This window comes from Micromonospora sp. NPDC048986 (genome assembly GCF_040649335.1).
Taxonomy (GTDB): domain Bacteria; phylum Actinomycetota; class Actinomycetes; order Mycobacteriales; family Micromonosporaceae; genus Micromonospora; species Micromonospora alfalfae.
In genome coordinates, this window is the sequence record NZ_JBEZFJ010000011.1 from 157,672 (window position 1) to 183,762 (window position 26,091).

General features: G+C 72.2%; 24 protein-coding genes and 1 riboswitch. Of the genes, 11 read left to right on the forward strand and 13 right to left on the reverse strand.

From position 1 onward, the window contains the following. Window positions 1-10 precede the first annotated feature (10 nt). A complete protein-coding gene (locus AB0B94_RS22700) occupies window positions 11-829 on the reverse strand; it encodes a helix-turn-helix transcriptional regulator (RefSeq protein ID WP_357283349.1) in 819 nt (272 codons plus the stop codon). Between the two features lie 134 nt (window positions 830-963). On the opposite strand from AB0B94_RS22700, the gene AB0B94_RS22705 reads away from it, so the two are divergent. The 3 genes from AB0B94_RS22705 to AB0B94_RS22715 all read left to right on the forward strand — a co-directional run bounded on the left by AB0B94_RS22705 (window position 964) and on the right by AB0B94_RS22715 (window position 5,382). After that, window positions 964-1,905, forward strand: coding sequence for an SDR family NAD(P)-dependent oxidoreductase (locus tag AB0B94_RS22705; RefSeq protein WP_357283356.1), 942 nt, complete (start codon window positions 964-966; stop codon window positions 1,903-1,905). A gap of 97 nt (window positions 1,906-2,002) precedes the next feature. Then, window positions 2,003-3,205 (forward strand): low temperature requirement protein A, encoded by a 1,203-nt coding sequence (locus AB0B94_RS22710; protein WP_357283359.1) that lies wholly within the window; start codon window positions 2,003-2,005, stop codon window positions 3,203-3,205. Between the two features lie 8 nt (window positions 3,206-3,213). Further along, a complete protein-coding gene (locus AB0B94_RS22715; protein WP_357283362.1) occupies window positions 3,214-5,382 on the forward strand; it encodes a hypothetical protein in 2,169 nt (722 codons plus the stop codon). Between the two features lie 41 nt (window positions 5,383-5,423). On the opposite strand, the gene AB0B94_RS22720 is transcribed toward AB0B94_RS22715, so the two are convergent. From AB0B94_RS22720 to AB0B94_RS22730, 3 genes are all read right to left on the reverse strand, one after another. After that, window positions 5,424-5,822: a hypothetical protein gene (locus AB0B94_RS22720; protein ID WP_357283365.1), complete on the reverse strand. Its 399-nt coding sequence runs from the start codon at window positions 5,820-5,822 to the stop codon at window positions 5,424-5,426. Continuing rightward, window positions 5,819-6,268: a hypothetical protein gene (locus AB0B94_RS22725; RefSeq protein WP_357283369.1), complete on the reverse strand. Its 450-nt coding sequence runs from the start codon at window positions 6,266-6,268 to the stop codon at window positions 5,819-5,821. The genes AB0B94_RS22720 and AB0B94_RS22725 overlap by 4 nt, the downstream gene beginning before the upstream one ends. Before the next feature lie 365 nt (window positions 6,269-6,633). Continuing rightward, the gene (locus tag AB0B94_RS22730; protein WP_357283373.1) at window positions 6,634-7,512 is read right to left on the reverse strand and encodes an alpha/beta hydrolase; all 879 of its coding nucleotides are present in this window, start codon (window positions 7,510-7,512) and stop codon (window positions 6,634-6,636) included. A 137-nt stretch (window positions 7,513-7,649) separates the two neighbouring features. Here AB0B94_RS22730 and AB0B94_RS22735 point away from each other — a divergent pair, with 137 nt between their 5' ends. Both AB0B94_RS22735 and AB0B94_RS22740 read left to right on the forward strand, forming a co-directional pair. After that, the gene (locus AB0B94_RS22735) at window positions 7,650-10,943 is read left to right on the forward strand and encodes a BTAD domain-containing putative transcriptional regulator (RefSeq protein ID WP_357283378.1); all 3,294 of its coding nucleotides are present in this window, start codon (window positions 7,650-7,652) and stop codon (window positions 10,941-10,943) included. 114 nt (window positions 10,944-11,057) lie between these two features. Next, window positions 11,058-12,632 (forward strand): Na+/H+ antiporter, encoded by a 1,575-nt coding sequence (locus AB0B94_RS22740; protein WP_357283384.1) that lies wholly within the window; start codon window positions 11,058-11,060, stop codon window positions 12,630-12,632. Between the two features lie 7 nt (window positions 12,633-12,639). Here the strand turns inward: AB0B94_RS22740 and AB0B94_RS22745 are convergent, their stop codons facing one another. The 4 genes from AB0B94_RS22745 to AB0B94_RS22760 all read right to left on the reverse strand — a co-directional run bounded on the left by AB0B94_RS22745 (window position 12,640) and on the right by AB0B94_RS22760 (window position 17,507). Beyond that, the gene (locus tag AB0B94_RS22745; protein ID WP_357283389.1) at window positions 12,640-13,383 is read right to left on the reverse strand and encodes an amino acid ABC transporter ATP-binding protein; all 744 of its coding nucleotides are present in this window, start codon (window positions 13,381-13,383) and stop codon (window positions 12,640-12,642) included. Then, complete coding sequence (locus tag AB0B94_RS22750) at window positions 13,380-14,153, reverse strand: amino acid ABC transporter permease (protein ID WP_357283395.1); 774 nt, start codon at window positions 14,151-14,153, stop codon at window positions 13,380-13,382. The genes AB0B94_RS22745 and AB0B94_RS22750 overlap by 4 nt, the downstream gene beginning before the upstream one ends. A 39-nt stretch (window positions 14,154-14,192) precedes the next feature. Then, window positions 14,193-15,101 (reverse strand): ABC transporter substrate-binding protein, encoded by a 909-nt coding sequence (locus tag AB0B94_RS22755; RefSeq protein WP_357283400.1) that lies wholly within the window; start codon window positions 15,099-15,101, stop codon window positions 14,193-14,195. A 268-nt stretch (window positions 15,102-15,369) separates the two neighbouring features. After that, a riboswitch (SAM riboswitch) is annotated at window positions 15,370-15,481 on the reverse strand. Between the two features lie 85 nt (window positions 15,482-15,566). Continuing rightward, entirely contained in the window at window positions 15,567-17,507 is a 1,941-nt protein-coding gene (locus AB0B94_RS22760) for an amino acid transporter (RefSeq protein WP_357283403.1), read from the reverse strand. A 174-nt stretch (window positions 17,508-17,681) separates the two neighbouring features. Between AB0B94_RS22760 and corA the strand changes: the two genes are divergently transcribed. Then, complete coding sequence (gene corA / locus AB0B94_RS22765) at window positions 17,682-18,812, forward strand: magnesium/cobalt transporter CorA (protein WP_357283408.1); 1,131 nt, start codon at window positions 17,682-17,684, stop codon at window positions 18,810-18,812. 15 nt (window positions 18,813-18,827) lie between these two features. On the opposite strand, the gene AB0B94_RS22770 is transcribed toward corA, so the two are convergent. Then, on the reverse strand, window positions 18,828-19,013 hold the full coding sequence (locus AB0B94_RS22770; RefSeq protein WP_091401337.1) for a hypothetical protein: 186 nt from the start codon (window positions 19,011-19,013) through the stop codon (window positions 18,828-18,830). Window positions 19,014-19,222: 209 nt separating this feature from the next. Further along, the gene (locus AB0B94_RS22775) at window positions 19,223-19,738 is read right to left on the reverse strand and encodes a 2'-5' RNA ligase family protein (protein ID WP_357283413.1); all 516 of its coding nucleotides are present in this window, start codon (window positions 19,736-19,738) and stop codon (window positions 19,223-19,225) included. Window positions 19,739-19,816: 78 nt separating this feature from the next. Here AB0B94_RS22775 and AB0B94_RS22780 point away from each other — a divergent pair, with 78 nt between their 5' ends. The 3 genes from AB0B94_RS22780 (at window position 19,817) to AB0B94_RS22790 (ending at window position 22,892) form a co-directional block, all read left to right on the forward strand. After that, complete coding sequence (locus tag AB0B94_RS22780; protein ID WP_357283417.1) at window positions 19,817-20,326, forward strand: DUF664 domain-containing protein; 510 nt, start codon at window positions 19,817-19,819, stop codon at window positions 20,324-20,326. 80 nt (window positions 20,327-20,406) lie between these two features. After that, window positions 20,407-20,829 (forward strand): SCP2 sterol-binding domain-containing protein, encoded by a 423-nt coding sequence (locus AB0B94_RS22785; RefSeq protein ID WP_357283420.1) that lies wholly within the window; start codon window positions 20,407-20,409, stop codon window positions 20,827-20,829. Next, window positions 20,826-22,892 (forward strand): glycogen debranching N-terminal domain-containing protein, encoded by a 2,067-nt coding sequence (locus AB0B94_RS22790; RefSeq protein ID WP_357283424.1) that lies wholly within the window; start codon window positions 20,826-20,828, stop codon window positions 22,890-22,892. The genes AB0B94_RS22785 and AB0B94_RS22790 overlap by 4 nt, the downstream gene beginning before the upstream one ends. Before the next feature lie 42 nt (window positions 22,893-22,934). On the opposite strand, the gene AB0B94_RS22795 is transcribed toward AB0B94_RS22790, so the two are convergent. After that, on the reverse strand, window positions 22,935-23,438 hold the full coding sequence (locus tag AB0B94_RS22795; protein ID WP_357283427.1) for a DinB family protein: 504 nt from the start codon (window positions 23,436-23,438) through the stop codon (window positions 22,935-22,937). Window positions 23,439-23,564: 126 nt separating this feature from the next. Here AB0B94_RS22795 and AB0B94_RS22800 point away from each other — a divergent pair, with 126 nt between their 5' ends. Beyond that, a complete protein-coding gene (locus AB0B94_RS22800; RefSeq protein ID WP_357283432.1) occupies window positions 23,565-24,470 on the forward strand; it encodes a DUF72 domain-containing protein in 906 nt (301 codons plus the stop codon). Between the two features lie 36 nt (window positions 24,471-24,506). Here the strand turns inward: AB0B94_RS22800 and AB0B94_RS22805 are convergent, their stop codons facing one another. Both AB0B94_RS22805 and AB0B94_RS22810 read right to left on the reverse strand, forming a co-directional pair. Beyond that, entirely contained in the window at window positions 24,507-24,878 is a 372-nt protein-coding gene (locus tag AB0B94_RS22805) for a hypothetical protein (RefSeq protein WP_357283435.1), read from the reverse strand. Between the two features lie 197 nt (window positions 24,879-25,075). Next, window positions 25,076-25,705, reverse strand: a complete 630-nt coding sequence (locus AB0B94_RS22810) for a hypothetical protein (protein WP_124821501.1) — start codon at window positions 25,703-25,705, stop codon at window positions 25,076-25,078. A gap of 197 nt (window positions 25,706-25,902) precedes the next feature. Here AB0B94_RS22810 and AB0B94_RS22815 point away from each other — a divergent pair, with 197 nt between their 5' ends. Further along, the gene (locus tag AB0B94_RS22815; protein WP_357283440.1) at window positions 25,903-26,073 is read left to right on the forward strand and encodes a hypothetical protein; all 171 of its coding nucleotides are present in this window, start codon (window positions 25,903-25,905) and stop codon (window positions 26,071-26,073) included. Window positions 26,074-26,091 lie beyond the last annotated feature (18 nt).

A 26,091-nucleotide genomic window follows, 5' to 3' on the forward strand; every position in this document is an offset into this window, starting at 1 on the left:
GCCGGCGACGCTAGCGTGCTGCCCGTCGAGCCAGCCGGGCCAGCGAGCGCGCCGACGGGCTGCCCGGCTCGGCGTGGTAGACCACCAGCGACTGGGTGGTGCCGCTGATCGTGAGCTTCTCGTAGCGCAGCGCCAACTCGCCCAGCTCCGGGTGCTGGAACACCCGCACGCCGCCGCCCGCCCGGGCCGTGACGTCGTGCCGGGCCCACAACCGCCGAAACCGTTCGCTGCCAGCCGTCAGCTCCTCCACCAGCTCGATCAGGCGGGGGTCGTCCACCTCGGGGCCGACCTGTGCGCGCAGACCGGCCACCGCGTTCGCCGCGACCGCCGTCAGAGCCGGGTAGAGCGCCGGCACGCTCGGGTCCAGGAAGACCGCGCGCAGCAGGTTCACCCCGGCGCTGAAGATCGGCGCCAGTGCGGTAGCGGCGGTGTTGGCGAAGAGCACGTCCAGGTGTCGACCGTGCACGAAGGCGGGCGTCTCGGCCCAGGTGCCGACCAACTGCCTGATGCCCACCGGCACCCGCTCCGCCGGTCGCGCCGCCCGGCGGGAAGGCACCGGCCGGGCCAGACCGTGCAGGTGTGCCGCGGCGTCCGCGTCCAGCCTCAACGCGCGGGCCAGCGCCTCGACCACCTGAGTTGACGGGTGCCGGTCACGCCCCTGCTCCAACCGCAGGTAGTAGTCCGCGCTGATGCCGGCGAGCAGGGCGGCCTCCTCGCGCCGCAGGCCGGGCACCCGCCGACGGCCGTGCGCGGGCAGGCCGACGTCACCCGGCCCGATCAGCTCGCGCCGGGCACGCAGGTATTCGCCCAGCGGGCCGGCCGTGCTCACCCGCCCATCGTAGGAGCCGCCACCGACCGCCGCCCTGCCTGGTCCTGCCACTACCAGGAAAAACAGGGAACCGGCTAGCACCTGCCACCGGGGTGACAGTGTCGGGGTAAGCGTGATCGAGAGACGGGACAGCAATGACAGAGCGCATCACCACCCCCTTCGGTTTCGCCTCGACCGCCGACGAGGTCATCGCCGGGGTCGACCTGACCGGCAAACGGGCCGTCGTCACCGGCGGTGCCGCCGGTATCGGCATCGAGACGGCCCGTTCGCTCGCCGCCGCCGGCGCCGAGGTCGTGCTCGGGGTCCGTCGGGTCGCGGCGGGTGAGCAGGCCGCCGCCGACATCGCGGCCAGCATCGGCGCGGAGCGGGTCACCGTCCGCGCCCTGGACCTGGCCAACCAGGATTCGGTACGCCAGTTCGTCGCCGGCTGGGACCAGCCGCTGCACATCCTCGTCAACAACGCGGGGATCATGGCGTTGCCCGAGCTGGAGCGCACCGCCGAGGGCTGGGAGATGCAGTTCGCCACCAACTTCATGGGGCACTTCGCGTTGACCGTCGGCCTGCACGACGCCCTCGCCGCGGCCGGCGGCGCACGGGTGGTGTCGGTCAGCTCCAGCGGCAACCTCTTCTCCCCGGTGATCTTCGACGACCTGCACTTCGCGTTCCGGCCGTACGACCCGCTGCTGGCCTACGGGCAGTCGAAGAGCGCCGAGGCACTGCTCGCCGTGGAGGCCACCCGCCGCTGGGCCGGCGAGGGAATCTACGCCAACGCGCTCAACCCGGGAGCGATCGCCACCGGGTTGCAGAAGCACACCGGTGGGCTCAAGTCGCCCAAGGAGATGCACAAGACCCCGCAACAGGGCGCGGCCACCTCGGTGCTGCTCGCGGCATCCCCGCTGCTCGACGGCGTCGGTGGTCGCTACTTCGAGGACTGCACGCAGGCTCCGGTCGTCACCGAGCGGCCCGCTGACTACAGCGGCGTGGCCGCGTACGCGGTCGACACCGGCAACGCCGAGCGGCTCTGGAGCGTGGCGGCCGACCTGATCTCCGAGCGGACAGTCACCACGGGCCGCTGACCCGGATGGTCGGGCTCGCCGGAACCCGCCCGTACCCGGTCGTGCAGGTGGTACGACTGGGTCGGCGGTGGCCGCTGCGGGCCCGGGAAGGATGGCGATGGCGAACGGGCTTGCGGAACGGTTGCTGCAACGGCGGGAGAGTCCGCACAAGGCGTCGTTCCTGGAGCTCTTCTTCGACCTGGCGTTCATCTTCGCGCTGACCCGGTTGTCCCGGGCCCTGCTCGACGATCCCAGCCTCAACGGCGGTTTCCAGGTGTCGCTGATGCTGGCGGCGCTCTGGTGGGTGTGGTTCGTGACCGCCTGGTCGGCGGACTGGTTCGACCCACGGGCCCCGCTGATCGTCGCGCTGCTGCTCTGGGTGATGTTCGGCGGCCTGCTGATGGCCGCGGCTGTGCCCACCGTGTTCGACGAGCACGCCATGGTGTTCGCCGTCGCCTACGTGGCCATTCACCTGGGTCGGGGGGCGATGCTGATCCCCGCGCTGCGCGGGCATCCGCTGCAACTGCGCAGCCTGCGCGTGGCGGTCTGGTTCGCGATCTCCGGCGTGCTCTGGGTGGTCGGGGCGGCGGTGGCCCCGGCTCAGGAGGTGCTCTGGGCGCTGGCCCTCATCATGGAGTACACACTGGCGCGGCTGCGCTGGCCGTTTCCCTGGCTCGGGCGGAGTACCTGGCCGGAACTCCGGGTGAACGGCTCGCACCTGTCCGAGCGGTACCAACAGATCTTCATCATCGCCCTGGGCGAGCTGATCCTGATCTCCGGCGTCACCTACAGCCAGTCCGGCCTGGACCGGGACAGCACTGTGGCCTTCGCCCTGGCGTTCGCGACAGCGGTGGCCCTGGCCCGGCTCTACCTGGTGCCCGCCGGCGGGCGGCTGGGCGCCAGGATCGAGGCGGAGGGCCCGCCCGGCAGCCGGTTGACGCTGATGGCGGGCTACCTGCACCTCGTCATGATCGCCGGGGTGCTGGCCACCTCGGTGGCCATGGAGATGACGATCGACGATCCGGGCGAACGCGACTCGGGGCAGTTGGCAGTTGGCGTCATCGGCCCCGCGCTGTTCCTGACCGCCCGGATCCGGCTCGCGGCGCTTGTCGACGGCAGCCGGCCCTGGGCGCGCCTGGTCGGCGTGCCGGCCATCATCGTGGGCGGGCTGGCCAGCGTGCGGTTCTCGCAGCTCGTCAGCAGCGCCGTCGTCGCCGGAGTGTTGCTGCTGATCGTCCTCCTCGACGCGATGCCGGGACTGTGGCGGTTCGTCAGCGAGTCCGCGGAGAGCGACCAGCCCGACCAACGGCGATCCGGATAGCTGCCCCCATGCCGGAGCAGGAACCGCGACACGGCGACCAACAGCGACGACACGACGTTGTGGAGTTGCGGGTGCACGGCGTCTCCGGGGCGGACCCCACTGTCATCCTCGACCAGCCGCAGGTTCGGCAGGTCGCCGGCGACGGCAGCGGGGGCTTCCACCGGGCCGCCCGCTCGGGCGGCGTCGGCCCGGACGGGGTGACGGTTGAGGCGTACCGCTGGGGTGATCTGCCCACCGGCACCGTCGGCCGGACGCTCGCCATGGTCTTCCTGCTGCCGTTCATGCTCAGCAACGTGGCGGTGTGGATGCGCCCCACCGGCCGCCGCCGCGCCGCCGCGGTCAGCGTGCTGTGTCGGCTCCTCGCGCTCAACCTCACAGTGCTGTACGTGGTGTCCATCGCCGGGGTCGCCCTCGACCTGCTCGCCTGGCGGTGCCTCGGCGCGTCCCGCTGCCGCCCGCCCTTCGACACCATGGGCGGGCTCGACGGCCGGCACGTCGGGCAGCGGCTGGCCGTGTTGGCGCTCCTGCCGATCGCCGCCATAGCGGTCCTGCGCCTCCTCGGCACCCGGCGGCCAGGTCCGGCCGACAACCCACTGTGGGCGGTGGAGCCGCTGGTGCATCGACTGCGCGCGATCCATGTGGCCGCGGCGCTCGCCGTACTCAATGTCGTGCTGCTCACGGCCCGTCGCGCCAGCGGCGCGACGTTCTCCACGACGCTGCTGCTGGCGCTCAGCGCGGCGGTGCTGCTGGCCTGCGTTGGTCTGCTCGCCACTCCGGGGATGATCGACCGGGCGGCTACCGCGCGAACTGCCACCTGGACCGCCCGCACCGCGGGTGTGGTGGCGGCCGTCCTGAGCGTGACGACCCTCATCACAGTGGCCAGCGACCGGCGGGACTGGTCGTCGGCGGGCGGACTTCCCGGCTACGGCGGGATCGCCGGCGGGGCGCTGCTCGGCCAGATGGTCTTGTTGGCGCTGCTCAGCGGGGCGGTGCTGGGGCACCACGGTCGGGTGGGCGGCCGGGCCGCGCTGCCGGGTGGCCTGGGCGCGGCGGTCCTCGCCGCCCTCGCGGTCGGCCTGACCGGCGCGCTCTCCGCCGGCCTCGTCTACCAGACGGGGGAGTTGCTCGGTGGCTACCGCGCTGACGGTGGGCCACCGCTGCCGTACCGCTGGACGCTGCTGGCCTTCTTCCTGCACGTGGTCGCGGCGGTGCTGCTCTGCGGCGCGATGTCAGTGGTGTCGCGGCGGCGTCGGCGGCGTGCGGCGGCGGCGATCACCGCCCGTGACTTCCCGGTAGTGCCGCCGGAGGCGGTCGGCCGGCTACGGCTGACGACGAAGACCATCGCCCGGGCGCGGTTCACCGAGTGGTTGGGTCTGCTGGCGGCCACGTACGCGGCGCTCGCGGTGGTCGGAGTGACCACGAGTCTGGTGGGGGGCACCGGACGCGAACCGGAGGAGTTGACCCGGCATCTGCTCGGGCTGCCGGCCGACGCCGTCCAGATGGGGCTCAGCGGGGGCAGTTACCTTCTGGCGGCGTTGTTGCTCACGCTGGTGACAGGTGGCGTGTTCGCCTATCGGACCGCGTGGTTTCGCCGGCATGTCGGCATCCTGTGGGACCTGGGCACCTTCTGGCCCCGGGCCGCGCACCCGTTCGCCCCGCCGAGCTACGCCGACCGGGCGGTGCCGGAGTTGGCCGACCGGATCAGCCAACTGGCCGAACGACACGACGGGGTGTTGCTCTGTGGGCACAGCCACGGGTCGGCGCTGCTCGCCCTCGCGGTGCTGCGGCTGCCCCCGCGGGTACGTCAACGGGTCGCACTGCTCACCTACGGGTCACCGCTGGACCGGCTGTACGCCCGGCTCTTTCCGGCCTACCTCAACGAGCAGGTGCTGCGCGAGGTGGGGGAGCGGGTCGAGTGGCGGTGGATCAACCTCTGGCGGGATACCGACCCGGTCGGCGGCTGGGTCTTCGCCGCACACCGCCCCGGCGATCCGGCCCCCGATCCGGCCGATCCGGCCAGCCAGGTCGACCGCCGGTTGCGGGACCCGGCGCACCTGCTGGCGGCACCGGGGGAACGGTGCGCGCCGCCGCTGCGGGGGCACCATCCGGGCGAGACCGACCCCGAGTTCCGGGCGGCGGTGCGCGAACTCACCGAACGCCTTCGTGGTGCCGGCTGAGCCGGCGGCCGTGAGTCGGGCCGTGCGGGACACCACTTCCGTCAATGGTCCATCTCGGGAATCCGGTCGGACTCCGCCACCGTCATCCGGACCTTGCGCAGCGTGGCGTCGGGGGCGCGGATCGCGGTGCGCCAGCGATCCAACGTCCGGGTGAGCACCCTGACCACGAACTGCAACTGGTTGACCTGTTCGCGGAGCGTGCCCAGCTCGGACCGGGCGCTGAACGCCTCGCCCTCCAACTGGGTGATCCGGGTCTGCAACGGCTGCACGAGCGTGAGGGCGGCCTCGGTGAGCGTGTCGGCGGCATCGGCCTTGAACTTGCCCCTCTGCGCCACGACGGTGGCGATCGCCGCCAGGCCGGTGCCGCCGCCGAGGATGCCGAGCACGCTGAGCGCCACCTGCACCCAGTGCGGTGCGGTTGGCGCGGGTGCGGTAATCACGTGACACCTGCCTGCAACTGTTCGTAGGTCACAAATTCGCACGCACGGGCCAGGCGACGAAGGTCGATAGCGATCTGCGTGGCCCGCCAGAGTGACCCGACGGTCACCGCCATCACGAACGACGTGGCGACGATGGAATTCCTGCCCGACATGACCAACACGGCTACCGCGTACATGCCCGTGATCGTGCCGAGCACCAGCACCGACGCGAGTTCGAGGCCGAGCCCGGTGGAGAGCCGGCCGGGCCACAGGATGCCCAGTAGTCCACCCACGCCCACAGCGATCAGACCCAGCTCCCAGGCGACCTGGATGGGCTCCGGCATCGACACCTGAACTGACGTCGGCCGGACATCGAGGGCCATCATCAGGATGCCGCAGAGCGGTGCCGCGGCCAGGACAGCGATCTCGTACGGCTGGTGACGGGATCGGATTCGTAGGGTTCCCACGGCAACTCCTTGGTCGAGGACCGGCGTCCGGCAGCGCTCGGTGGACCAGTGCCGTTCGGTGGGTCGCGACGTCGAGGCGCGGTTCGTGCGGCCAAGCCCGGTGGTGCGTTGCCTGTGGACGGTCGTTGGGCGAGAAGATGGAGCGACACGACGTCGTTGGCTGCCGGTATCTGCCTGTGTAGCACCGATGACCGGTTGCCGTCCACCTGGTGCAGCGTCGCGTTCCTGCAGGTCAGAGCCCGTTACTGGTTGGTTTTGCACATCGGGCGGTAAAGCGCGGCGACCCGGCCCGCACGCCCGGCCGATGACGCCGAGTGTCGGATATCTTGCTCAAGGTGAGCGTGCTGGGCCGGGCCGCCGATCAATCAACGGGCGAGCAGGGCGCGTAACGCCCGGAGCACCTCGGCCGGGGCCTCCTCCGCCATGAAGTGTCCGCAGGTGACCGTCTGGTGGTCCAGGTCCGGCGCCCAGGCCCGCCACACCGCCGCCGCGTCGTAGCCCAGCGCCGCGCCCCAGTCCTGTTGGAGCACCGTGACCGGCATCCGCAGCTGGTTGCCGGCCGTCCGGTCAGCGGCGTCGTGGGTGACGTCGATCCCGGCGGACGTCCGATAGTCGGCGACGATCGAGGGAACGGCGTCGCGGGACGCGCGCAGGTACACGGCCCGCACCTCCGCCGGCAGGGCCTCCGGATCACGGGTCCAGACGTCCAGGAAGTGACCGAAGAAGGCGTCCGGGCTGCCGGCGATCAGCTCTTCGGGCAGGCCGGGCGGCTGCGCCATCAGGTAGAGGTGAAACGCCACAGCGGCGCTGGCGCCGTGCAGCACGTCCCACATGTCCAGCGTGGGCAGCACGTCGAGCAGGGCCAGGTGACTGATCGCCGCCGGATGGTCGAGGCCGGCGCGGAACGCGACCAGGGCGCCCCGGTCGTGCCCTGCCAACGCGAACCGCTCGTGACCGAGCGCGCCGGCCAGCGCCACGATGTCGGCGGCCATGGTGCGCTTGGCGTACCCGGTGCCGTCGGTGTCGACGGGCTTGGCGCTGTCGCCGTAGCCGCGCAGGTCGGGGCAGATGACCGTGTGGTCGGCGGCCAGATCGGCGGCCACGTGCCGCCACATGAGGTGGGTCTGCGGAAAGCCGTGCAACAGCACGATCGCCGGCCCGGAACCGCCCACAGCGGCGTTGAGCGTCACGCCGTCGGCGACCGTGACGCGTCGGTAGTCGAATCCGTTGATCTTCGGGTCCACTGGGAACCTTCCTGGTGAGCAGTGCCGGCGGGGCGGTGGCCCGTCGCCGTCGTACCGCACCGAGCCTGCCCGGCGGTGATCAGCGGCCGGTCAGCGTCGGATCAGTGCCGGCCGGGCCACCGGCCTAGATTGGTGCCATGACCAGGCAGCTGACGGCGCCCGTCGCGGTGACCTTCGGCGTGCTCGGGCCGGTGATCGCCGCGACCGAGCGCGGCCCGGTCCCCCTGCGGGGACACCGGCAGCGCCTGGTGCTGGGCCGCCTGTTGATCGCCCACGGTCGGGTGGTGCCGGTGGATCGTCTCGTCGACGACCTGTGGGAGGTCGCGCCGGACGGCGCGCTGGGCGCGATCCGGACCTTCGTGGCCGACCTGCGTCGGGCCCTGGAACCCGACAGACCACCCCGGCAGCCGCCCCGGATCCTGGTCACCGAGCCACCCGGGTACGCGCTGAAGGTCGCCCCGGACGCGGTGGACGCCGGACAGTTCGAGGCGGCAGTCGGCGAGGCGGCCCGGCTGCTGGCGGCCGGACGTCCCGCGCCCGCCCTGGCCGCGCTGGACGCGGCGCTCGGCCTCTGGCGCGGGCCCGCGTACGCCGACTGCGCCAACGAGTCCTGGGCGCTAGCGGAGATCAACCGGCTGGACGAGCTGCGGATGCTCGCCGTCGAGCGGCGGGCGGAGGCGCTTCTGGCGGTGGGTCGACCGGACGAGGCCGCCGCGGACCTGCCGGAGCACCTGGCCAGCCATCCGCTGCGCGAGGACGCCTGGCGGCTGCTCGCGACGGCCCGGTACCGCGCCGGCCGGCAGGGCGACGCGCTGGCCGCGCTGCGGGAGGCCCGCCACGTGCTGGTGACCGAGCTGGGCGTGGACCCGGGGCCCGAACTGCGACGGTTGGAAGCCGACATCCTGGCCCAGGCGCCGCACCTCGCCCCGGCCCTCGATCGGGCCAGCCCCGGCCTCGGGGAACCCGCTGCACCCGTCCAGGCGGAGCAGCGCCCGTTCGTCGGCCGCGACGCCGAGCTGGAGCGGCTCAGGCGCGCCGCCGAGGCCGCGTCCCGCCGCCGCCAGCCCGCCCTCGCCCTGCTCAGCGGCGACCCGGGTGCCGGGAAGACGGCGCTGGCCGAGGCCCTGACCCGGCGACTCGCCGCTCAGGGCTGGGTCACCGCATGGGGGCGCAGCCCGGAATATGAGGGGGCACCACCGGCGTGGCCGTGGACCCAGATCACCGACGCGCTCGCCGGGCCCGCCGCCGTCGCCGTCGTCGCCGACCCGGAAGACGGTTCGGCTGACCCCGCCACCGTGCGGTTCCGTCGGCACCGCGCGGTGGCCGCGCTGATCTCGACGGTCGCCGACCAAGAGCCGGTCCTGCTGGTCCTCGACGACCTGCACCGCGCCGACGGCGACACCCTGGACCTGCTGACCGCGCTGCTCACCGGCCCGCAGCCGGCCAGCGGGCCGGTGCTGATCCTCGGCACCTACCGGGCCACCGAGATCAGCCCGGAGCTGACCGCCACCCTGGCCCGCGCCGCCGGGCTGGAACCGGTCCGGGAGTATCTTGCCGGCCTGCCCGCGTCGGCGACCGGCGAGCTGGTCGGCGCCATCGTCGGGGCGGAACCGGACCCGGCCACCGCCCGGGCGATACACCGGCGCAGCGGCGGCAACCCGTTCTTCGTCCGCGAGCTGGCCCAGCTGTTCGCGAGCACGGGCCAGGCGGGGTTGGCCGCCGTGCCGCCCGGGGTACGTGACGTGATCCGGCACCGGTTGGCGCAGCTGTCCGCCTCGACCCGCACCGTGCTGCGGCAGGCGGCAGTGCTCGGTCGGGACCTCGACCCGGACGTGCTGGGCGCGTTGGCCGGTGACCCGACGGCGGCGCTGGACGCCGTGGACCGCGCCCTGGCGGCCGGGTTCCTCACCGAACGAGAGTCCGACGGGCGGCTGCGCTTCACCCACATCCTGGTCCGCGACACGCTCTACGCCGACCTGTCCGCGCCGCGCCGGGCCGCCTGGCACGCGGCCGTCGCCGAGGTACTGCGACAACGGGAACCTGTCGAGCCGGCGAACCTCGCGTACCACCTGCTGCGCGCCGGTGGGCCGGCCCACGCCGCCGAGGCGTCGACATACGCCCAGGTGGCGGCCGAGCGGGCCGAACGGGGCGGCAACCCGCACGAGGCGGCCCGGCTGTGGGGCCAGGTGATCGAGGCGTACGACAGCGCCGGCGGGGTCGAGCCGCGTGGGCGGGTGACAGCGCTGCTCGGCCTGGGGCGGGCGGTGGCCGTGACGGGCCGGCTGGCCGAGGCGCGGCTACGGCGCGCCGAGGCGATCACGGTCGCCGAGTCCACCGGCGATGCCGTGCTGATCCAGGAGGCCCTAGCCGGCTTCGACGTGCCCGCCAGTTGGACGCGCAACGACGACGACCTGCTCTCCGGGCACATCGTCCGAGCCGCCGAACACGCCCTGACCGCGCTCGGCCCGACCGGCTCGGCGCAGCGCAGCCGGCTGCTGAGCACCCTCGCGCTGGAGCTGCGCGGCACCACACACGATCGGGGCCGTCGCGCCGCGGCCGAGGCCGAGACGATCGCCCGCGACATCGGCGACCCCGGGCTGTTGGCCTTCGCGCTCAACGCCCGCTTCATGCACGCCTTCCACAGCGTCGGTCTGGCCGACGCGCGGGCCCGGATCGGCGTGGAACTGGTCGAACTGGCCGCCCGGCACCACCTGGTGACCTTCGAGGTGCTCGGCCACCTGGTCCTGGTCCAGGCCAACTGTGCGCTGGCCGACCGGCCCACCGCCGACGCGCACGCCCGCGCCGCCGACCGGCTCGCCGAACGGTACGAGCTGCCGTTGGTCGGTGTCTTCACCCGGTGGTACGCCGCGCTGCGCCTGGCGCTCGACGGGGAGTCGGACGCGGCGGAACGGGCGTACCGCTCGGCTGCCGAGCGGGCGAACGCCGACGGCATGCCGGGGCTGACCCAGGGGTTGCTCCCGCTGGCCCTGCTCGGTCTGCGACTGGCCGACACCATCGGCGCCGACCGGCCGACCGCCGGGCTCGGCGCGGACGACTGGGCGGACCTGGACTGGGGTCCGCACGAGCCGTGGGTCCGACCGTTGCTGCTGGTCGCCGCCGACGAGCGGGACGCCGCCGCGGCCGCCCTGCTGACGCTTCCCGAGGGGCCGCACGATCTGCTGCGTGAGGTGCGGCTCTGCCTCGTCGGTCGGGCGGCTCGCGCCCTCGACGACCGGGCCACGATGACCCGGGTCCACGCCGAGCTGCTGCCGGCCGCCGACGAACTGGCCGCCGGCAGCGGGGTGCTCACCGTCGGCCCGGTGGCCGGGCACCTCGCCGACCTGGCCGCCGCGCTGGGTCGGCACGAGGAGGCGGCCGAGCACCGTCGTACGGCTCGCGCGGTGAGCGCGCGCGCCCGCGCAACCGCCTGATCCGACCCGAGGACCCGGGCGACTTGCCGGTTTCCGCCGGAACCCACCGGCGGGTGCGGTCAGATGGAAGCACCGGCGCGTGCACCGTCGGCAGTGGTCCGAGGGGGGGTATGCGTGGAGGCGCTCATCCTGATCGTGGCGCTGGGCGTCACAGTCCTCGTCGGCACCACCCTCGGCGGCCGGTACCGGGTGGCCCCGCCGGTTCTGCTCATCGCGTTGGGCGTACTGCTCGGACTCACGCCGCCGCTGTCCGAGGTCACCCTGGAACCCGACCTGGTCCTGTTGATCTTCCTGCCGGCGATCCTGTACCGGGAGAGCCTCACCATCAGCCTGCGGGAGATCCGGGCCAACCTGCCCGTGATCGGGCTGCTCGCCGTGGTGCTGGTGGTGCTCACCATGGTCACTGTGTCGTTCGCCGCGCAGGCGTTCGGGGTGAATCCCGCAGCCGCCTGGGTGCTCGGCGCGGTCCTCGCGCCGACCGACGCCGCCGCGGTCACCGGCCTGGCCAAGCGGCTGCCCCGGAAGCTGCTCACCACCCTGCACGCGGAGAGCCTGATCAACGACGGTACGGCGCTGGTGGTCTTCGCGGTGGCGGTGGGTCTGCTCAGCCACAGCGCCGACCCGGGCGTGCTGGGCGTCGGCGAGGAGTTCGTCGGCGCCAGCGTCGGCGGTGTGACAGCCGGTCTGCTGGTGGGGGCCGCCGTGGTGCTGATCCGCAAGCGGCTCGACGATCCGCTGCGCGAGGGCGCGTTGAGCGTGCTGACACCGTTCGGTGCCTTCCTGCTCGCCGACTCGGTGCACGCCAGTGGGGTGCTGGCGGTGGTGGTCGCCGGCCTGGTGTTGGCCTACGCCGGCCCACGGGTGATCCGGGCCCGGTCCCGGGTGCTGGCGTACGCGTTCTGGGACCTGTCCACCTTCCTGATCAACGGCGGTCTGTTCGTCCTGCTCGGCACGCAGATTCCCCGCGCGGTGCGGGGCATCACCAGCACCTCGCCCGGGCGGGCTCTGGTGATCGTGCTGGTGGTCACAGTGGTCGTGATCGGCACCCGGCTTCTCTTCGTCTACCTGACCGCGCAGGCCGCGAGGCTGCGGCGGCGCCGCATCATGGACCCGAGCCAGGGGCCGTCGAGCTGGCGGGTGGGGACCGTCGCGGGCTGGTCCGGTTTCCGGGGCGCGGTCTCGCTGGCCGCCGCCCTGGCCGTTCCGACGGTGATGGTCGACGGTCGACCGGTGGTCGAACGCGATCTGATCATCTTCGTCACCGCGCTGGTGATCGTCCTGATCATGCTGCTTCAGGGCACCACACTGCCGTTGGTGGTCCGCTGGGCCGGGCTGAGCGGCGACCCGGAACGCGTCGACGAGGCCCGCAACGCCCGGCGGCGCGCCACCGAGGTGGGCCTGGCCGCCCTACCGCGGGTAGCTGCGGAGATCGGTGCCCAGGATGACTCGGTGCGTCGGCTGGAGGCCGAGTACCGGCGGCATCTGGCGGACCTCAACGAGAGCGGCGGGAACACCGCCGAGGAGCGCCGGCTGGAACGCCGACTGCGCCTCGGCGTCCTCGCCCACAAGAGGCGGGAGGTCACCCGACTGCGCGACAACCGGGAGATCGACGACCTGGTGCTCCAGGAACTCCAGGCCGCGCTGGACAACGAGGAGATCCGGCTGCTGGGGCGAGGACCCAACGAGTGACCCAGGCTCAGAGCACCTGGTCGAGGAACCGGCGAAGCCGCTGATGCTCGGCCCGCTCGAAGATCGCCTCGGGTGGGCCGGCCTCCAGCACCACGCCCCGGTCCATGAAGGCGACGGTGTCGGCTACCTGCCGGGCGAAGCCCATCTCGTGGGTCACCACCACCATCGTCATGCCGGCGGCGGACAGGTCGGCCATCACCCCGAGGACGCCCTTGACCAACTCCGGGTCGAGCGCCGAGGTGGCCTCGTCGAAGAGCATCACCTCGGGCCGCAGCGCCAGCGCGCGGGCGATCGCCACCCGCTGCTGTTGACCACCGGAGAGCTGCGCCGGGCGGGAGTTCGCCTTGCCGGCCAGCCCCACCAGCTCCAACTGGGCCCGAGCGACGGTCTCCGCCTCGTCCGCATCGAGCTTGCGCAGCCGGCGCAGCGCCAGCGTGACGTTGCGCAGCACGCTCATGTGCGGAAAGAGGTTGAACTGCTGGAACACCATGCCCACCCGCTGCCGCAACACGTCCGGGTCGTCGCCCAGCACGCTGCGCCCGTCCAGCAGCACGTCGCCCCGGTCCGGTTCGATCAGCCGGTTGATGGTGCGCAGCAGTGTGGACTTGCCAGACCCGGACGGCCCGATGACGCAGGCCGTCGCGCCCCGCGGCACCGAGAGGTCGACGCCGCGCAGCACCCGGTTCGGTCCGAAGGCGAGGTGCACGTCGCGTACGTCGAGGCTGACCGAGGTCGTCGTGGCGGTGGTCATCGCCGATCTCCTTGGGTCGCGGCGTACGACAGGATGTCGTCGTCCTCTTCGGTCGACACGGTGGCCGGCCGACCGTTGCGCAGCCGCCTGTCGATCCAGTTGACGACGTGCGTCAGCGGAACTGTCAACGCCAGGTAGCAGAGCCCTGCCAGCAGCAGTGCCGACTCGTTGCCGGTGGTGGCCGCGTAGTCCTGCCCGATCCGGAACAGCTCCCGCTGGCTGGCCACCAGGCCGAGGAAGTAGACCAGGCTGGAGTCCTTGATCAGCGCGATGAGCTGGTTCACCCAGGCCGGCAAGACCCGCCGGATGCCCTGCGGAATGATCACCAGCCGCATCGAGTCGGCCCAGGAGAAGCCGAGCGCCCGGGCACCTTCCAACTGGGCGGCCTCCACCGACTGGATGCCCGAGCGGAAGATCTCCCCGATGTACGCGGCGGCGATGAGCGACAGCGCCAGGATGCCCAACGGGTAGGGATCCGGCCCCCAGACCTGCATGCCCAGCGGGGCCAGCCCGACGCCGATCAGCAGGATCGTCGCCGCGGCCGGCAGCCCCCGGAACACGTCGGTGTAGACCCGTGCCGGCCAGCGCAACCAGCGGCTGCGGGAGATGCCCGCGACGGCCAGCAGCAGGCCCAGCACCGAGCCGAGCAGGGCGGCGGAGACCGCCAGGATCAGCGTGTTGGGCAACCCGACGGTCAGCATCTCGGGCAGCGCCTCGCGCATCGCGTCGGCGTCGAAGAAGGTCTCCCACAGGGTGCTCAACGGATCCATCGGTCGCTCCTCCTACCGCCCCGCTCGCTCGTCACCGGCTCAGGAAGCGGTCGACGCGGACGCCGACGGCCCCGTCGGCACAGCCGACACCGACGGCGTGGCCGACGCGGACGGGGCCTTCACCGTGCCGCTGCCCGGTGTGAAGTCCGCCGGGATCGGCCGACCCGGGTAGTACTGCGCCTGCAACCGGCTCCAGGTGCCATCGGCGATGACCTCGTCGAGGCTCTTGTTCAGCGCCTCGCGCAGCTTGTCGTTCCCCTTGGCCACCGCGTACGCGGTCGGTGCCGGGCTGAGCTGCTTGGCCGCCACGGTGATCTTGCCGTTGCTGTCGGCGGCCGACTTCTCGCCGATCTCCGCCGGCGCGATCCAGGCGTCGGCGGTGCCCGCCTTGAGCTGGTTGATCGCACCGTTGTAGTCCGGCACCCGCACCGGGTTGAGCTGCTTGCCGGTGGCGTAGTCGTCCTGGACGGTGCCCTGCACCACCACGACCCGCTTGCCGGTGAGCTGGTCGAAGCCGGTGATCGGCGAGCCGGCCGGGACGTCCAGGCCGAAGTAGCCGAAGTCGTAGCCGTTGCCGAAGTCGACTGTCTTCTTGCGGGCCTCGGTGATGGTGATGGAGGAGCTGCCCACGTCGAACTTGCGGTTGTTCACCTGGCTGAGCAGCGCGGAGAAGTCGGTGCCGACGAACTCGACGGTGAGGCCGAGCTTGCCGGCCACGGCGGTCAGCAGGTCGTTGTCGAAGCCGGTGAACCTGCCGTCCTTGAGGTACACGTTCGGCGGGGCGTCGGTAAGCGTTCCGGCGCGCAGCACACCCGCCTGGGCCAGGCGGTACGGGTTGGCGGTGGCGTCGGACGAGCTGTCGTCGCCGCAGGCGGTGAGGGTGGTGGCGGCCAGGATCGTGGCCGCGCCCAGGGCGGCGGCACGGGTCAGGGCAGGAAGGAATCGCACTGGTGTCTCCGAGTGTGGTGTCTGGGCGCGCACGTGCGCCACCGACGGCACGCCCGATGGGCGTACCGGTGGGAAAGGAGCTGGGGAAGGGGGTGCTAGAGCGCGGTGCCGCGACGACAGGCGGCGCTGCACATTCGCATCATGTCCACGTGCCGCCGCCGGATCAGTGCGGGCGAGGGTCGACCGGTGCGGGAGTCCGCGACGTCGGTCGGTGGGGTGGTGCGGAGGATGCGCATGGTTCTCCCGGGTCTGTGCTGACCTGGGTGCCAGGCCACGCTTGCACCGACGTCCTGCCGGTGCCTGGTCTTCACCCGGGGCACCCCACCGCGGAGGAGGGTTGCCGGCCAGCGAGCCGGGGCTTCGCGCTGGCGCTCATGACCTGCGCCGAGGCTAGCAGCACGAACGGGTGGATCGTCCAGTCGGTATGACCACGCTCACTGTGCGCGACGGCTGTCGACTCGCAGGTCAGCCGGCGTGCACGTGCGGTCGACGGTGCGGGTCGGGCTCCTGGCGGCGCAGGATCTCCCGGGTCACCGAGGCGATGGCGCCCTGTCCGAACGCCAGGTAGCGCAGGAAGTTGCGGGTTGGGCCGCCCTCGGACCACTCGAAGTAGATGTGGGGGCGGTGACGGCTGCGGTCACGGATCTCCAGCAGCAGGGCGGCGAGCGCGGTGGGCACCGACGAGCTGGCCAGGCTGAGCACCGGGAAGCGGCCGTCGACCACGCTGCCGCGGACCAGCAGCTCGGTCTCGAAGTCGGACGGGTCGGTGACAGTGACCTCGACGAAGATGACGTCGCTGTCGTCGGGAAAGTCGTTGTCCGCCATGGTCTGCGCCAGCTTCGCGTGGTACTCCACCTCGTCGCGCCGGTCGGGTTCGTGCGCGATGAGGCGGATCCGCCGTCCGGCGCGTTCGTCGATCATCCGGGCCGCGGCGTGGTCCAGCTCGACGTGGTCGACGCGCAGCTCGTAGGCCCGCATCAGCCGGGACAGCGCCGACACCAGGATGATCCCGCCGATGAAACAGCCCGCGATCTTGACGCCGCTCGGGCGCTCCACCACGTTCGCCAGCGTGGTGTAGACGAAAATCACCGCGATGACCCCGAACGCGATGGTGCGGCCGCGCTGACGCTGCCGGAGCGCCGCGAGCGTCACCGCCGTCGCGGCCGAGGTGATCAACACCAGGACCCCGGTGGCGTACGCGCCGCCCTGCGCGTCCACGCTGGCCTCGAAGATGATCGTGATCAGGAACGCCACGGCGGTGAAGACCAGCACCAGCGGCCGGACGGCTCGCGCCCAGGTGGGCGCCATGCCGTAACGGGGCAGGTAGCGCGGCACGAGGTTGAGCAGACCAGCCATCGCGGATGCCCCGGCGAACCAGAGAATTCCGATGGTGGACAGGTCGTAGACGGTGCCGAACACCTCGCCGAGGTGGGCGTGCGCCAGGTAGGCCAGCGCGCGCCCGTTCGCCGGCCCGCCCGGCTGGAAGGCCTCCGGCGGAATGAGCACTGTGGTCGTCACACTGCTGGTGATCAGGAAGACGCTCATGATCACCGCCGCGGTGGTGAGCAGCCGGCGGGCGCCACGGATCCGGCCCAGCGGTTGGGCCTCCGAGTCCTGCGGATCACCCCGTACGCTCGGCATGACCGCCACCCCGGTCTCGAAGCCGGACAGGCCCAACGCCAGCTTCGGAAAGACCAGCAGCGACAACCCGACCACCAGCCACGGATCACCGTGCCCGGTGGTCAGCGCGGTGGTCCAGTCACCTACCGCGCTCGGGTGCGTCACCACCCGCCACAGCGCGTCGGCCACCACCACGGCGTTCAGCGTCAGGTAGACCGCGACCAGCACGACGGCGATCCCGATGGCCTCGGCGAATCCCTTGAGGAACACCGCGCCCAGCAGCGACAGCAGCAGCAGCGTGACCAGCACCTCGTGACCCTTGAGCCCGCTCGGCCAGAACGGGTTCTCGTCGATGTGCGCCGTCGCGTCGGCGGCCGAGAGGGTGATGGTGATGATGAAGTCGGTGGCCGCGAAACCGAGCAGCACCAGCACCAGCAACTTGCCCGGCCAGTAGCTCAGCAGGCGTACCAGCATCGCGATGGAACCCTCACCGTGCGGGCTCTCCACCGCCACCCGCCGGTAGACCGGCAGCGCCCCCAGCAGAGTCACCAGCACCAGCACCACAGTCGCCACCGGTGAGAGCGCCCCGGCGGCCAGCGCCGCGATGCCCGGCTGGTAACCCAGCGTGGAGAAGTAGTCGACACCGGTCAGGCACATCACCTTCCACCACGGGTGGTGCCGGTGCTCCGGCGGGCGCCCGTGCGGCCCCGGGTGCTGCACGGCCTGGTCCGAGCCGGCGTCGAGCAGCCACCCCCGCAACCGGCCGGCGCGTCTGTCGACAGTCACCGGCGCGTCCCCCGTCATCCCAACCCCGGTCACCGTGAGTATCCGCCCGTCGGACCGGCCCCGTCCGCCGGTGTGCGGAACACAGCCGACGCCACTGCGGGTTTCAGGGCCCAGGACACTGGGGAAGCAGCGCCCCGGGCTGGATGGGACGGCACCCGGGGGAGGGGACAGGGCATGGTCGGCGGCCGTCGCTTCCGCCCGGGTGATGGCTTCGGACGCCAACTCGACGAGTACGAGACGACTGTCGGCGTGGCGCCGTCCGCGGAGTCACCCGGCGCGTCCCACGGCGGCCTGGTGGACAGCGCGGTCTACCTCCGGGGGCACCGGTTCGCCTCGCCGTCCGGCCTCGCCGAAACGTACCGCTGTCTGCAGGAGCAGGACGGCGCGATGGCCTGGATCGGGTTGTACCGGCCGGACATCGAGCAGATCACCTCGCTGGCGCGGGAGTTTCGGCTGCACGACCTGGCGGTCGAGGACGCGATCAACGCCCACCAGCGGCCCAAGCTGGAGCGGTACGGGCACACCCTGTTCGTGGTGCTGCGCGCCGCCCGCTACGACGACCTCCGGGAGGAGGTCGAGTTCTCCGAGCTGCACCTGTTCATCGGCCCGGGTTTCGTGGTCACCGTGCGACACGGAGAGGCGCCCGACCTGGCCGCGGTGCGGCGGCGGCTGGAGACCGAGGCGCAGATGCTCGCCCGCGGGCCGGAGGCGGTCCTCTACGCGATCCTCGACCAGGTCGTCGACGGGTACGCGCCGGTGGTGGCCGGGCTGGAGAACGACATCGACGAGATCGAGACCCAGGTGTTCGGTGGCGACCCGAACGCCAGCCGCCGCATCTACGGGCTCAGCCGCGAGGTCATCCAGTTCCAGCGGGCCGCCCGTCCACTGCTCAGCGTGCTCGACGCGCTGGCCGACGGCGCCGGCAGCGCCAGCGCCGACGAGGAACTGCGCCGCTACCTGCGTGACGTCACCGACCACCTGACCCAGGTGGTGGAGCGGGTGGACGGTTTCCGGCACCTGTTGCAGAACATCCTCACCGTCAACGCCACCCTCGTCTCGCAGCAGCAGAACGAGGAGATGCGCAGCCTCACCGCGGCCAGCTACAGCCAGAACGAGGAGCTGAAGAAGGTCTCCTCCTGGGCGGCGATCCTCTTCGCTCCCACGCTCATCGGCACCGTGTACGGCATGAACTTCGTCCACATGCCGGAGCTGAACTGGCGCTTCGGCTACCTCTTCGCGCTGCTGTTGATGCTGCTGGTCTGCGGCACCCTCTATGTGATCTTCAAGCGGCGCGGCTGGCTCTGAGCCGCGCGGCCGGGATCACTCGATGCCGCGCAGGATGTGCCGCTCGTCCTCGACGTCGTCGTCGCCGGCACCGATCCGGCCGAGCAGTACGGCGGCCGCCCAGATCGTCAGTGGCGTGGCCGCCCCGGTCATTCCGCCGCCGGTCCGGTCGTCCCGGGTCTGGCTCCGCTCCGTGCGCGGTGGCCTGCGCTGAGCCTGCATGGGCCCTGCCTCTCCTCGTCGAAGCCGCCGTGGGCGGCGCGGGGTGACCCCGCGCCACACCGGCCGGGCGGACCGCCTACGAGCAGCCCACCACCGGTACGACAGCCACCCGAACCTTCCCACGCCCGGCCACATCCGCACCGCTTGTTTTCGGGTTTCCGACTGTCGCCCGCCAAACCGGACATTACGCCTCGACGGTCGAGGCGCGGTCAAGGCAGCGGGTAGGCGATGCCGCGCGCGTGGTCGGTGAGCGCCGCGCCGACCACTGTCGCGGCCAGCGGCAACACCTCCAGACAGCGGCGCACCGCGGCGGCCATCAACGTGTTCGGCACCCGCATGGAGAGCGTGCAGTGCGGCACCCACCGCCCCGGCTGGTAGTGCTCGGCGAGGGCGATGCCGGCGGCGGCGAGCCGGTCGTGCACCAGCCGGTGGTGCGCCAGCAACTCCGGCGTGGGTGCCGGGCCGAGCCAGAGCACCCGACCGACGAACTGACCCGCGTGCTGGAAGTCGAGCCGCAGCGGGGCGGCCACCACCGTCCCTTTCAGCGCCTCGGCGACCTGCTCCCTGTCGAAACGGGGCGCCACCATGAGCGAGACGTGCGGACGGTGGCGCCGCTCCAGCAGCGAGCGCATGCTCTGCACGCCCTCGGCCTCCAGGGCATCCCAGAGCACCCGGATCCGGCGGGTGGCGTCCGGGTCCAGGTACAACTCCACCGCTGCGACCATTCGATCACCGTAGCGGCAGAGGTTTGCCCGTCCGGGTCCGGCGGTACCTGTGGGGGAACCGACCAGGAAGGCGTACCCGTGGACGTGAGTGACCTGCTGACCGAGGCGTACGACCGGCTCCCTGACCTCGTCCGCGCGGCCGTCGACGGCCTCAGCCCCGAGCAACTGCGCCACCGGCCCGCCCCGGGCGCCAACTCGGTCGGCTGGCTGGTCTGGCACCTCACCCGGGTGCAGGACCACCACGTCGCCGACCTGCTCGACGCCGAGCAGGTCTGGGTGAGCGGCGACTGGGCGGGTCGGTTCGGGCTCGCCGCCGACCCCGACAACACCGGCTACGGGCACTCGCCCGCGCAGGTCGCCGCGGTGCGGCCGGAGAGCGCGCAGGCGCTGATCGACTACTACCAGGCGGTCGGGGCGCGTACCGGAAGCTTCCTGGCCGGCCTGGGCCCGGCGGACCTGGACCGCGTGGTCGACGAGGCGTGGGACCCGCCGGTCACTCTCGGCGTCAGGTTGGTCAGCATCGTCGACGACGACCTGCAACACGTGGGCCAGGCCGCCTACGTGCGTGGCCTCATCGAGGCGGGCTGAGGCGGTCCTCACCCTTTCCAGGTGAGCCGGGCTCACCCCGACGCGGGTGATCCTGCGGGAAACCGTGGGGAGGGGACCCGATGGGCGCGACGGCGGAGCAGTACCTGCGACAGCTGGACACCGGTCGGCGGCCCGACCTGCCGGAGACCACAGCGGGGACGCTGCGGTTGGATGTCCGCGACGACGGCAGCACCGATCACTGGTACCTGACCATCGCCGACCAGCGGGTCCGGGTGGCCCGCTCGGCCGACGACGCCGAGCTGGTGGTGCGGGCCGACCGGGCGGTCTTCGATCGGATGGCCAGCGGCGGGCTGCACCCGGGCGCGGGCCTGTTGCGCAACGAGCTGACCGTGCAGGGCAACATGCAACTGCTGATGCTGCTGCGGCGGATCTTCCCCGGGCCGGACGGCGCCCGTCATCCGCACGAGCTGGGCCGGGCCGCGCTGGCTGGCCGGGCCGGGCACGCCGGGCCCGCGACGACCGCTCGGGATGAGCGGTCGTGAAGCAGGAACTGGTGCACCTCATCGCGGGCAACGTGTTCGCCATCAGCGACGCCCAGGGCGACATCGAGGCCGAACCGCAGGCTCCGTCCGGACTCTTCGCGTACGACACCAGATTCCTGTCCCACTGGGTGCTCAGGATCGACGGCGAACGGATCAACGCGCTCTCCCGCGACGACCTCACCTACTTCGAAACCCGGTTCTTCCTGGTCCCCGGTGCGGCGAGCCACTACGTCGACGCCGACGTGTCGATCATCAGGCACCGTTCGGTGCACGACTGCTTCCACGAGAACATCACGGTGCTCAACCACTCGTCGCGGCCCGCCGAGTTCACCGTCCGGGTGGAGATGGCCAGCGACTTCACCGACATCGTCGAGGTCGGGCAGCTCGGGCAGCTCCGGCAGCGGGCCGTCGAGGTCACCGCCGACTCGGCGAGCCAGCGGCTCGTGCTGCGCTACCAGCGGGACCGGTTCGTCCGCGAGACCACAGTGCGCAGCACTGTCCCCGCAGAGGTGGACGAGCGGGGGATGACGTTCCGGATCCGGATCGAACCCGACGGGCAGTGGGAGACCGATCTGCACGTCGGCGTGACAATGGGCGGCGTGGAGGGCCGGGATCTCCGCGCCGACCTGCAGTCGCACCAGCAGACCGTACGGACGGGGATGCGCGAGGACCTGGCGCAGTGGTTGGACCGGGCGCCGCAGCTGGTGGCCGAACGCAAGGGCCTGGAGGAGCTCTACCAGGGCAGCCTCGCGGACCTGGCGGCGCTGCGCTACCAGCCGCTGTCGTACCGCGAGCGGGTGCCCATCGGTGGTCTGCCGTGGGCGATGGGGTTGTGTGGCCGCGACGCCCTCATCACCTGCCTCCAGACGGTGGCCTTCACCCCCGAACTGGCTCCGGCGACGCTACGGATGCTGGCGCTCATGCAGGGCGGCCAACTCGACGACGCGTTGGACGAGGAGCCCGGCAAGATCCTGGCCCAGCTCCGGTACGGCGAGACGGGGGTGTTCAGCGACCGGGTGAGCGCGCTCTACTACGGCGCGGCGGACACCACACCGCTCTTCGTCGTGCTGCTCGACGAGTACGAGCGCTGGTCCGGTGACGCGGACCTGGTGCGCGAGCTGCGCCACCCGGCCCGGATGGCGCTGGACTGGATCGACGAGTACGGCGACCTGACCGGGGACGGCTACCTGCGCTACCAGCGCCGCAACGAGCGCGACGGCACGATCAACCAGTGCTGGAAGGACTCCCCGGACGCCATCGTCGACGCCCACGGTCGGCAACCCGCCTTTCCCCGCGCCACCTGTGAGTTGCAGGGCTACGCGTACGACGCGAAGCGGCGTGGCGCCCGGATGGCCCGGGAGTTCTGGGGCGACCCCGCGTACGCCGACCGGTTGGAACGGGAGGCGGAAGCGCTGAAGGAGCGCTTCAACAGGGACTTCTGGCTGCCACACCGGGAGTACTACGCGTTGGCGCTCGACCCGTACGGCGAACCGGTCGACGCGCTGGCCTCCAACATCGGGCATCTGCTGTGGAGCGGGATCGTCGCGGACGACCGGGCGGAGGCGATCGCCGAGCACCTGGTCGGGCCGCGACTGTTCAACGGGTGGGGAGTACGCACGTTCGCCACGGGGCAGCGCACGTACAACCCGGTGGGCACGCACCTGGGCGCGGTGTGGCCGTCGGACAACGCGCTGATCGCAGCCGGGTTGCGCCGCTACCGCCTCGACGTGCAGGCGGCCCGGATCGCGGACGGCATCTTCGACATGGCGCAGACGCTCGGTGGCGCGGCGCCGGAAATGATCGCCGGCTACGAGCGCAGCCTGACGACCTACCCCGTGCAGTTGGCGGCGAGCTGCCGCCCGCAGGCGTGGTCGTCGGGAGCGTTGCTGATGCTGCTCGGCACCATGCTGGGCCTGCGACCCACCGGCGACAACCTGTTGGTGAACCCGGCGGTGCCGGAGGGGTTCGGTCGGCTGGAACTGCTGGACATCCCGGGCCGTTGGGGTCACTCCGACGCCTACGCGAGAGACCGGACCACCGAACGCCGGCACCGCCTGCGGTGAGGCGGTGCGGCAGCGCTCGGCCGGCGACGGTCGGTGTCGGGGTCAGCCCATGGTCTTGGCGCCGTCGATCGACTCCCGGAGGATGTCGGCGTGCCCGGCGTGCTGGGCCGTCTCGGCGATCAGGTGCAGCAGCACCCGGCGGATCGTCCAACTCGCACCCGCCTCGAACCAGGGCGCCTGCGGCAGCGGGTGCGCCGCGTCCAGGTCGAGCGTGGCGGCCAACTCGTCGGTCCGGGCGGCCACCTCCTGGAAGCGCTCGACGAGCCCGGCGAGGGTTTCGCCCGGCAACATCTGGAACTGACCGACCCAGTCGATCTCCTCGCGGCCCATCGCCTCCGCGCCGCCGACGGCGAAGAGCATCCACCGGTGCTCGACGCCGGACACGTGCTTGATGAGGCCGCCGAGGCAGAGCCCGCTGACGGTGGGGCGGCTGGCCGCCTGCTCGTCGGTGAGCCCGTCGACCGTCTGCAGGAGGAAACCGCGGTGCCTGCGGAGTGTCTGCAGGAGGTCGGTGCGCTCACCGGTGAGCTGCTCAGTGCTGGTCATGCCGCCACCCTTCGTTGATGTCTACCCGCTGCCACCGTAGGGCGCGGCACCGACACTGTGCGGGCACGACACCGCTCGCCCCGCCAGCGGTTGCCGATCGGCGCCGGTGGCGGTCCACTGGATGACATGGGTGTGATTAAGGTGGGCACGTCGTCCTGGGCGGACCAGTCCCTGCTGCGCTCCGGGTGGTACCCACGCTCGGCCAGCACGCCGGCCCGCCGACTGGGCTTCTACGCCAGCCAGTTCCCGATGGTCGAGGTCGACACGTCCTACTACGCCATACCGGTGCCGGAGACGACCCAGGGCTGGGTGGACGCCACACCTGACGACTTCACCTTCGACGTCAAGGCGTTCAGCCTCTTCACCGGTCACCCGACACCGGTCGCCGTGCTGCCCCGGGACCTGCGACCGGTCAGCGGCCCGAGCCGGATCCGCCGCCGAGACCTGCCGGAGCCGGCGTACGACGAGCTGTGGGCCCGGTTCCACGCGGCCCTCGACCCGATCGCGGCGGCGGGCAAGCTCGGGGTGGTGATGTTGCAGTTTCCGCCGTGGCTGGTGCGCAGCCCCGCGGCCGAACGGCGGATCGTCGAGCTGGCGCAGCGCTGCCGGCCGTGGCGGGTCGGTGTCGAGCTGCGGCACGGCTCCTGGTTGGACGACGACGGCGCCGCGGACACTCTGGATCTGCTCCGCGCCCACGACCTGTCAGTGGTCTGCGTCGACATGCCACAGGGGCACCCGTCGTCGGTGCCACCGATCCTGACCATGACGGCGGAGCCGGCGATCGTCCGGTTCCACGGTCACAGCGACGCCTGGGGCGAGGGCGACAAGCAGGAGAAGTTCCGGTACGCGTACGCCGAGGACGAGCTGCGGCACTGGGCCGGGCTGCTGGCCGAGTTCGCCGATGCCCCCGCCGAGCTGCACGTGCTGTTCAACAACTGCTGCGCCGGGCAGGCCCAGCGCGACGCCACCAGGCTGGCGCAGGTGCTCGCCGAGACGATGCTCGTCGAGCAGGCCGTCCCGGCGACCGGCTGATCGCGGCACGTCCCGCCCGGCCGGGCAGCGGCCCGCTCAGGACCGCCGTCCCCGGCTGCGCAGGGCGTCCTGGGTCGCCTCGCCGATGTCCGCGTCGTCGGGGAAGCTCCGGCCGCTGGGGGCGGGATCGGGTGGGGCACCCGGCCCGGCCATCGTCGTACGGGTCGGCTCCACCGACCCGAAGCCGTGTCGTCCCGCCGGGTCGGACCGGCCCGCCGGAGCACCCGCGCGTCGCTCCCCGCGCCGCCCCTCGGGCACCGCGGTCTCCTCGCTGCCCTCGTCCATCGGTGAGTCGTCGTCGGTGCCCCAGGGCGCGTCGGCGTCGAAGTCGTCGCCGGTGCCCCACGGTTTGGTCGCCTCCGGCTCCAGCCGGTCGTTGTCACCGCTGCGTCCCTTGTGCGCCGTCATGGCCACCCCGCTCGTCGGTCCGCCGCCGCCGGCGGACGATGTGCCCTCCCCGGACCGGGGCAGCCGGCCCGAGTGCGGCGTACGACAGGTCGCCGGCACGCCGCCGCGCGCGGGATCCGTCGTCGCTGCGGTGCGCGCGTAGGGCCGGCCAGCGCCTCGCCGTCGAGGTGGCGGCGGGACGCCGGCCGGCCCGACGTTCAGCGTCCGGCCATCGCCATCGGCCGCTTGCCGTTGCTCATTCCCGCCATCTTGATCATGCCCTTCGAGGCGCCCTTCATCCCACCGGCGCGACCGAGCATCCCGCGGAACACCTGGCCGGGCTTCTGCTGCTCACCCATGTACGCGGTGACCACCACCAGGGTTCCGGTCAGCGCCGGAATGGCCCACTGGAGCAGCTTCATCTGCCGCTGTGACGAGGCCACGCTGGCCGGGGTCTGGTGGTTCGGCTCGGTGGCGCCGCTCACCGACGGACCGCCCGCCTTCTCCAGCCGCATGCCGACCAACCGGCTGTAGCCGGTGACCGCCAGCGCGCCGATGGTCAACGCCGTCTTGATGGCGCTGGCCCGGCCCACGCCGGACTGGGCCGCCACCCGTGGGCTCTCGGTCACCAGCTCGCCGACGGCGCCGGCGAGATGGGCGCCGATCGCGGCCGCGTTGACCGGTGTCCACTTGGACCATCCGGCCGAGGCGACCGGGAGCCGCTGGGTCGAGTCGCTGATTTTCGCCGCTGCGCCGTTGACGCCGAAGGCACCCATGAGGGAGCCGCCAAACCAGGCCGCCAGGCCCAGATCGTGCATCGAGCGCAGTGCGGTGTGCCGTTCGGACATGTGATCCCCTTCCGCCGTGTCGGGCGGTGCGGCTTACCCGCCGGTCGGGCAGCTAACCCCGCCCCGCCTGGGCCGATCCGCCCCGTGGCGGGCAGGTACCGGACATCGGTGGCGTCGGTGGGTCGGCATGGCCGGGGCAGGAGTCGTTCGCCCGGTGGCGGGTAGATCCCGAGCGACGCCGACGAGAGGGGAACGCGATGTCGCAGCCGGACGAGAGCCGGGAGAAGACCCCCAAAACAGACGCGGTGCTCATGCACCCCGACAACGACCCACACCGGAGCACCGCAGAGGTCGCGCCCCGCAAGGAGCACGGCGAGATCCAGGTGGAACGCGACGGTGAACTGGTGCCGCTGGACCAGGACGAGTGAGCCGACCGGTCGGTACGG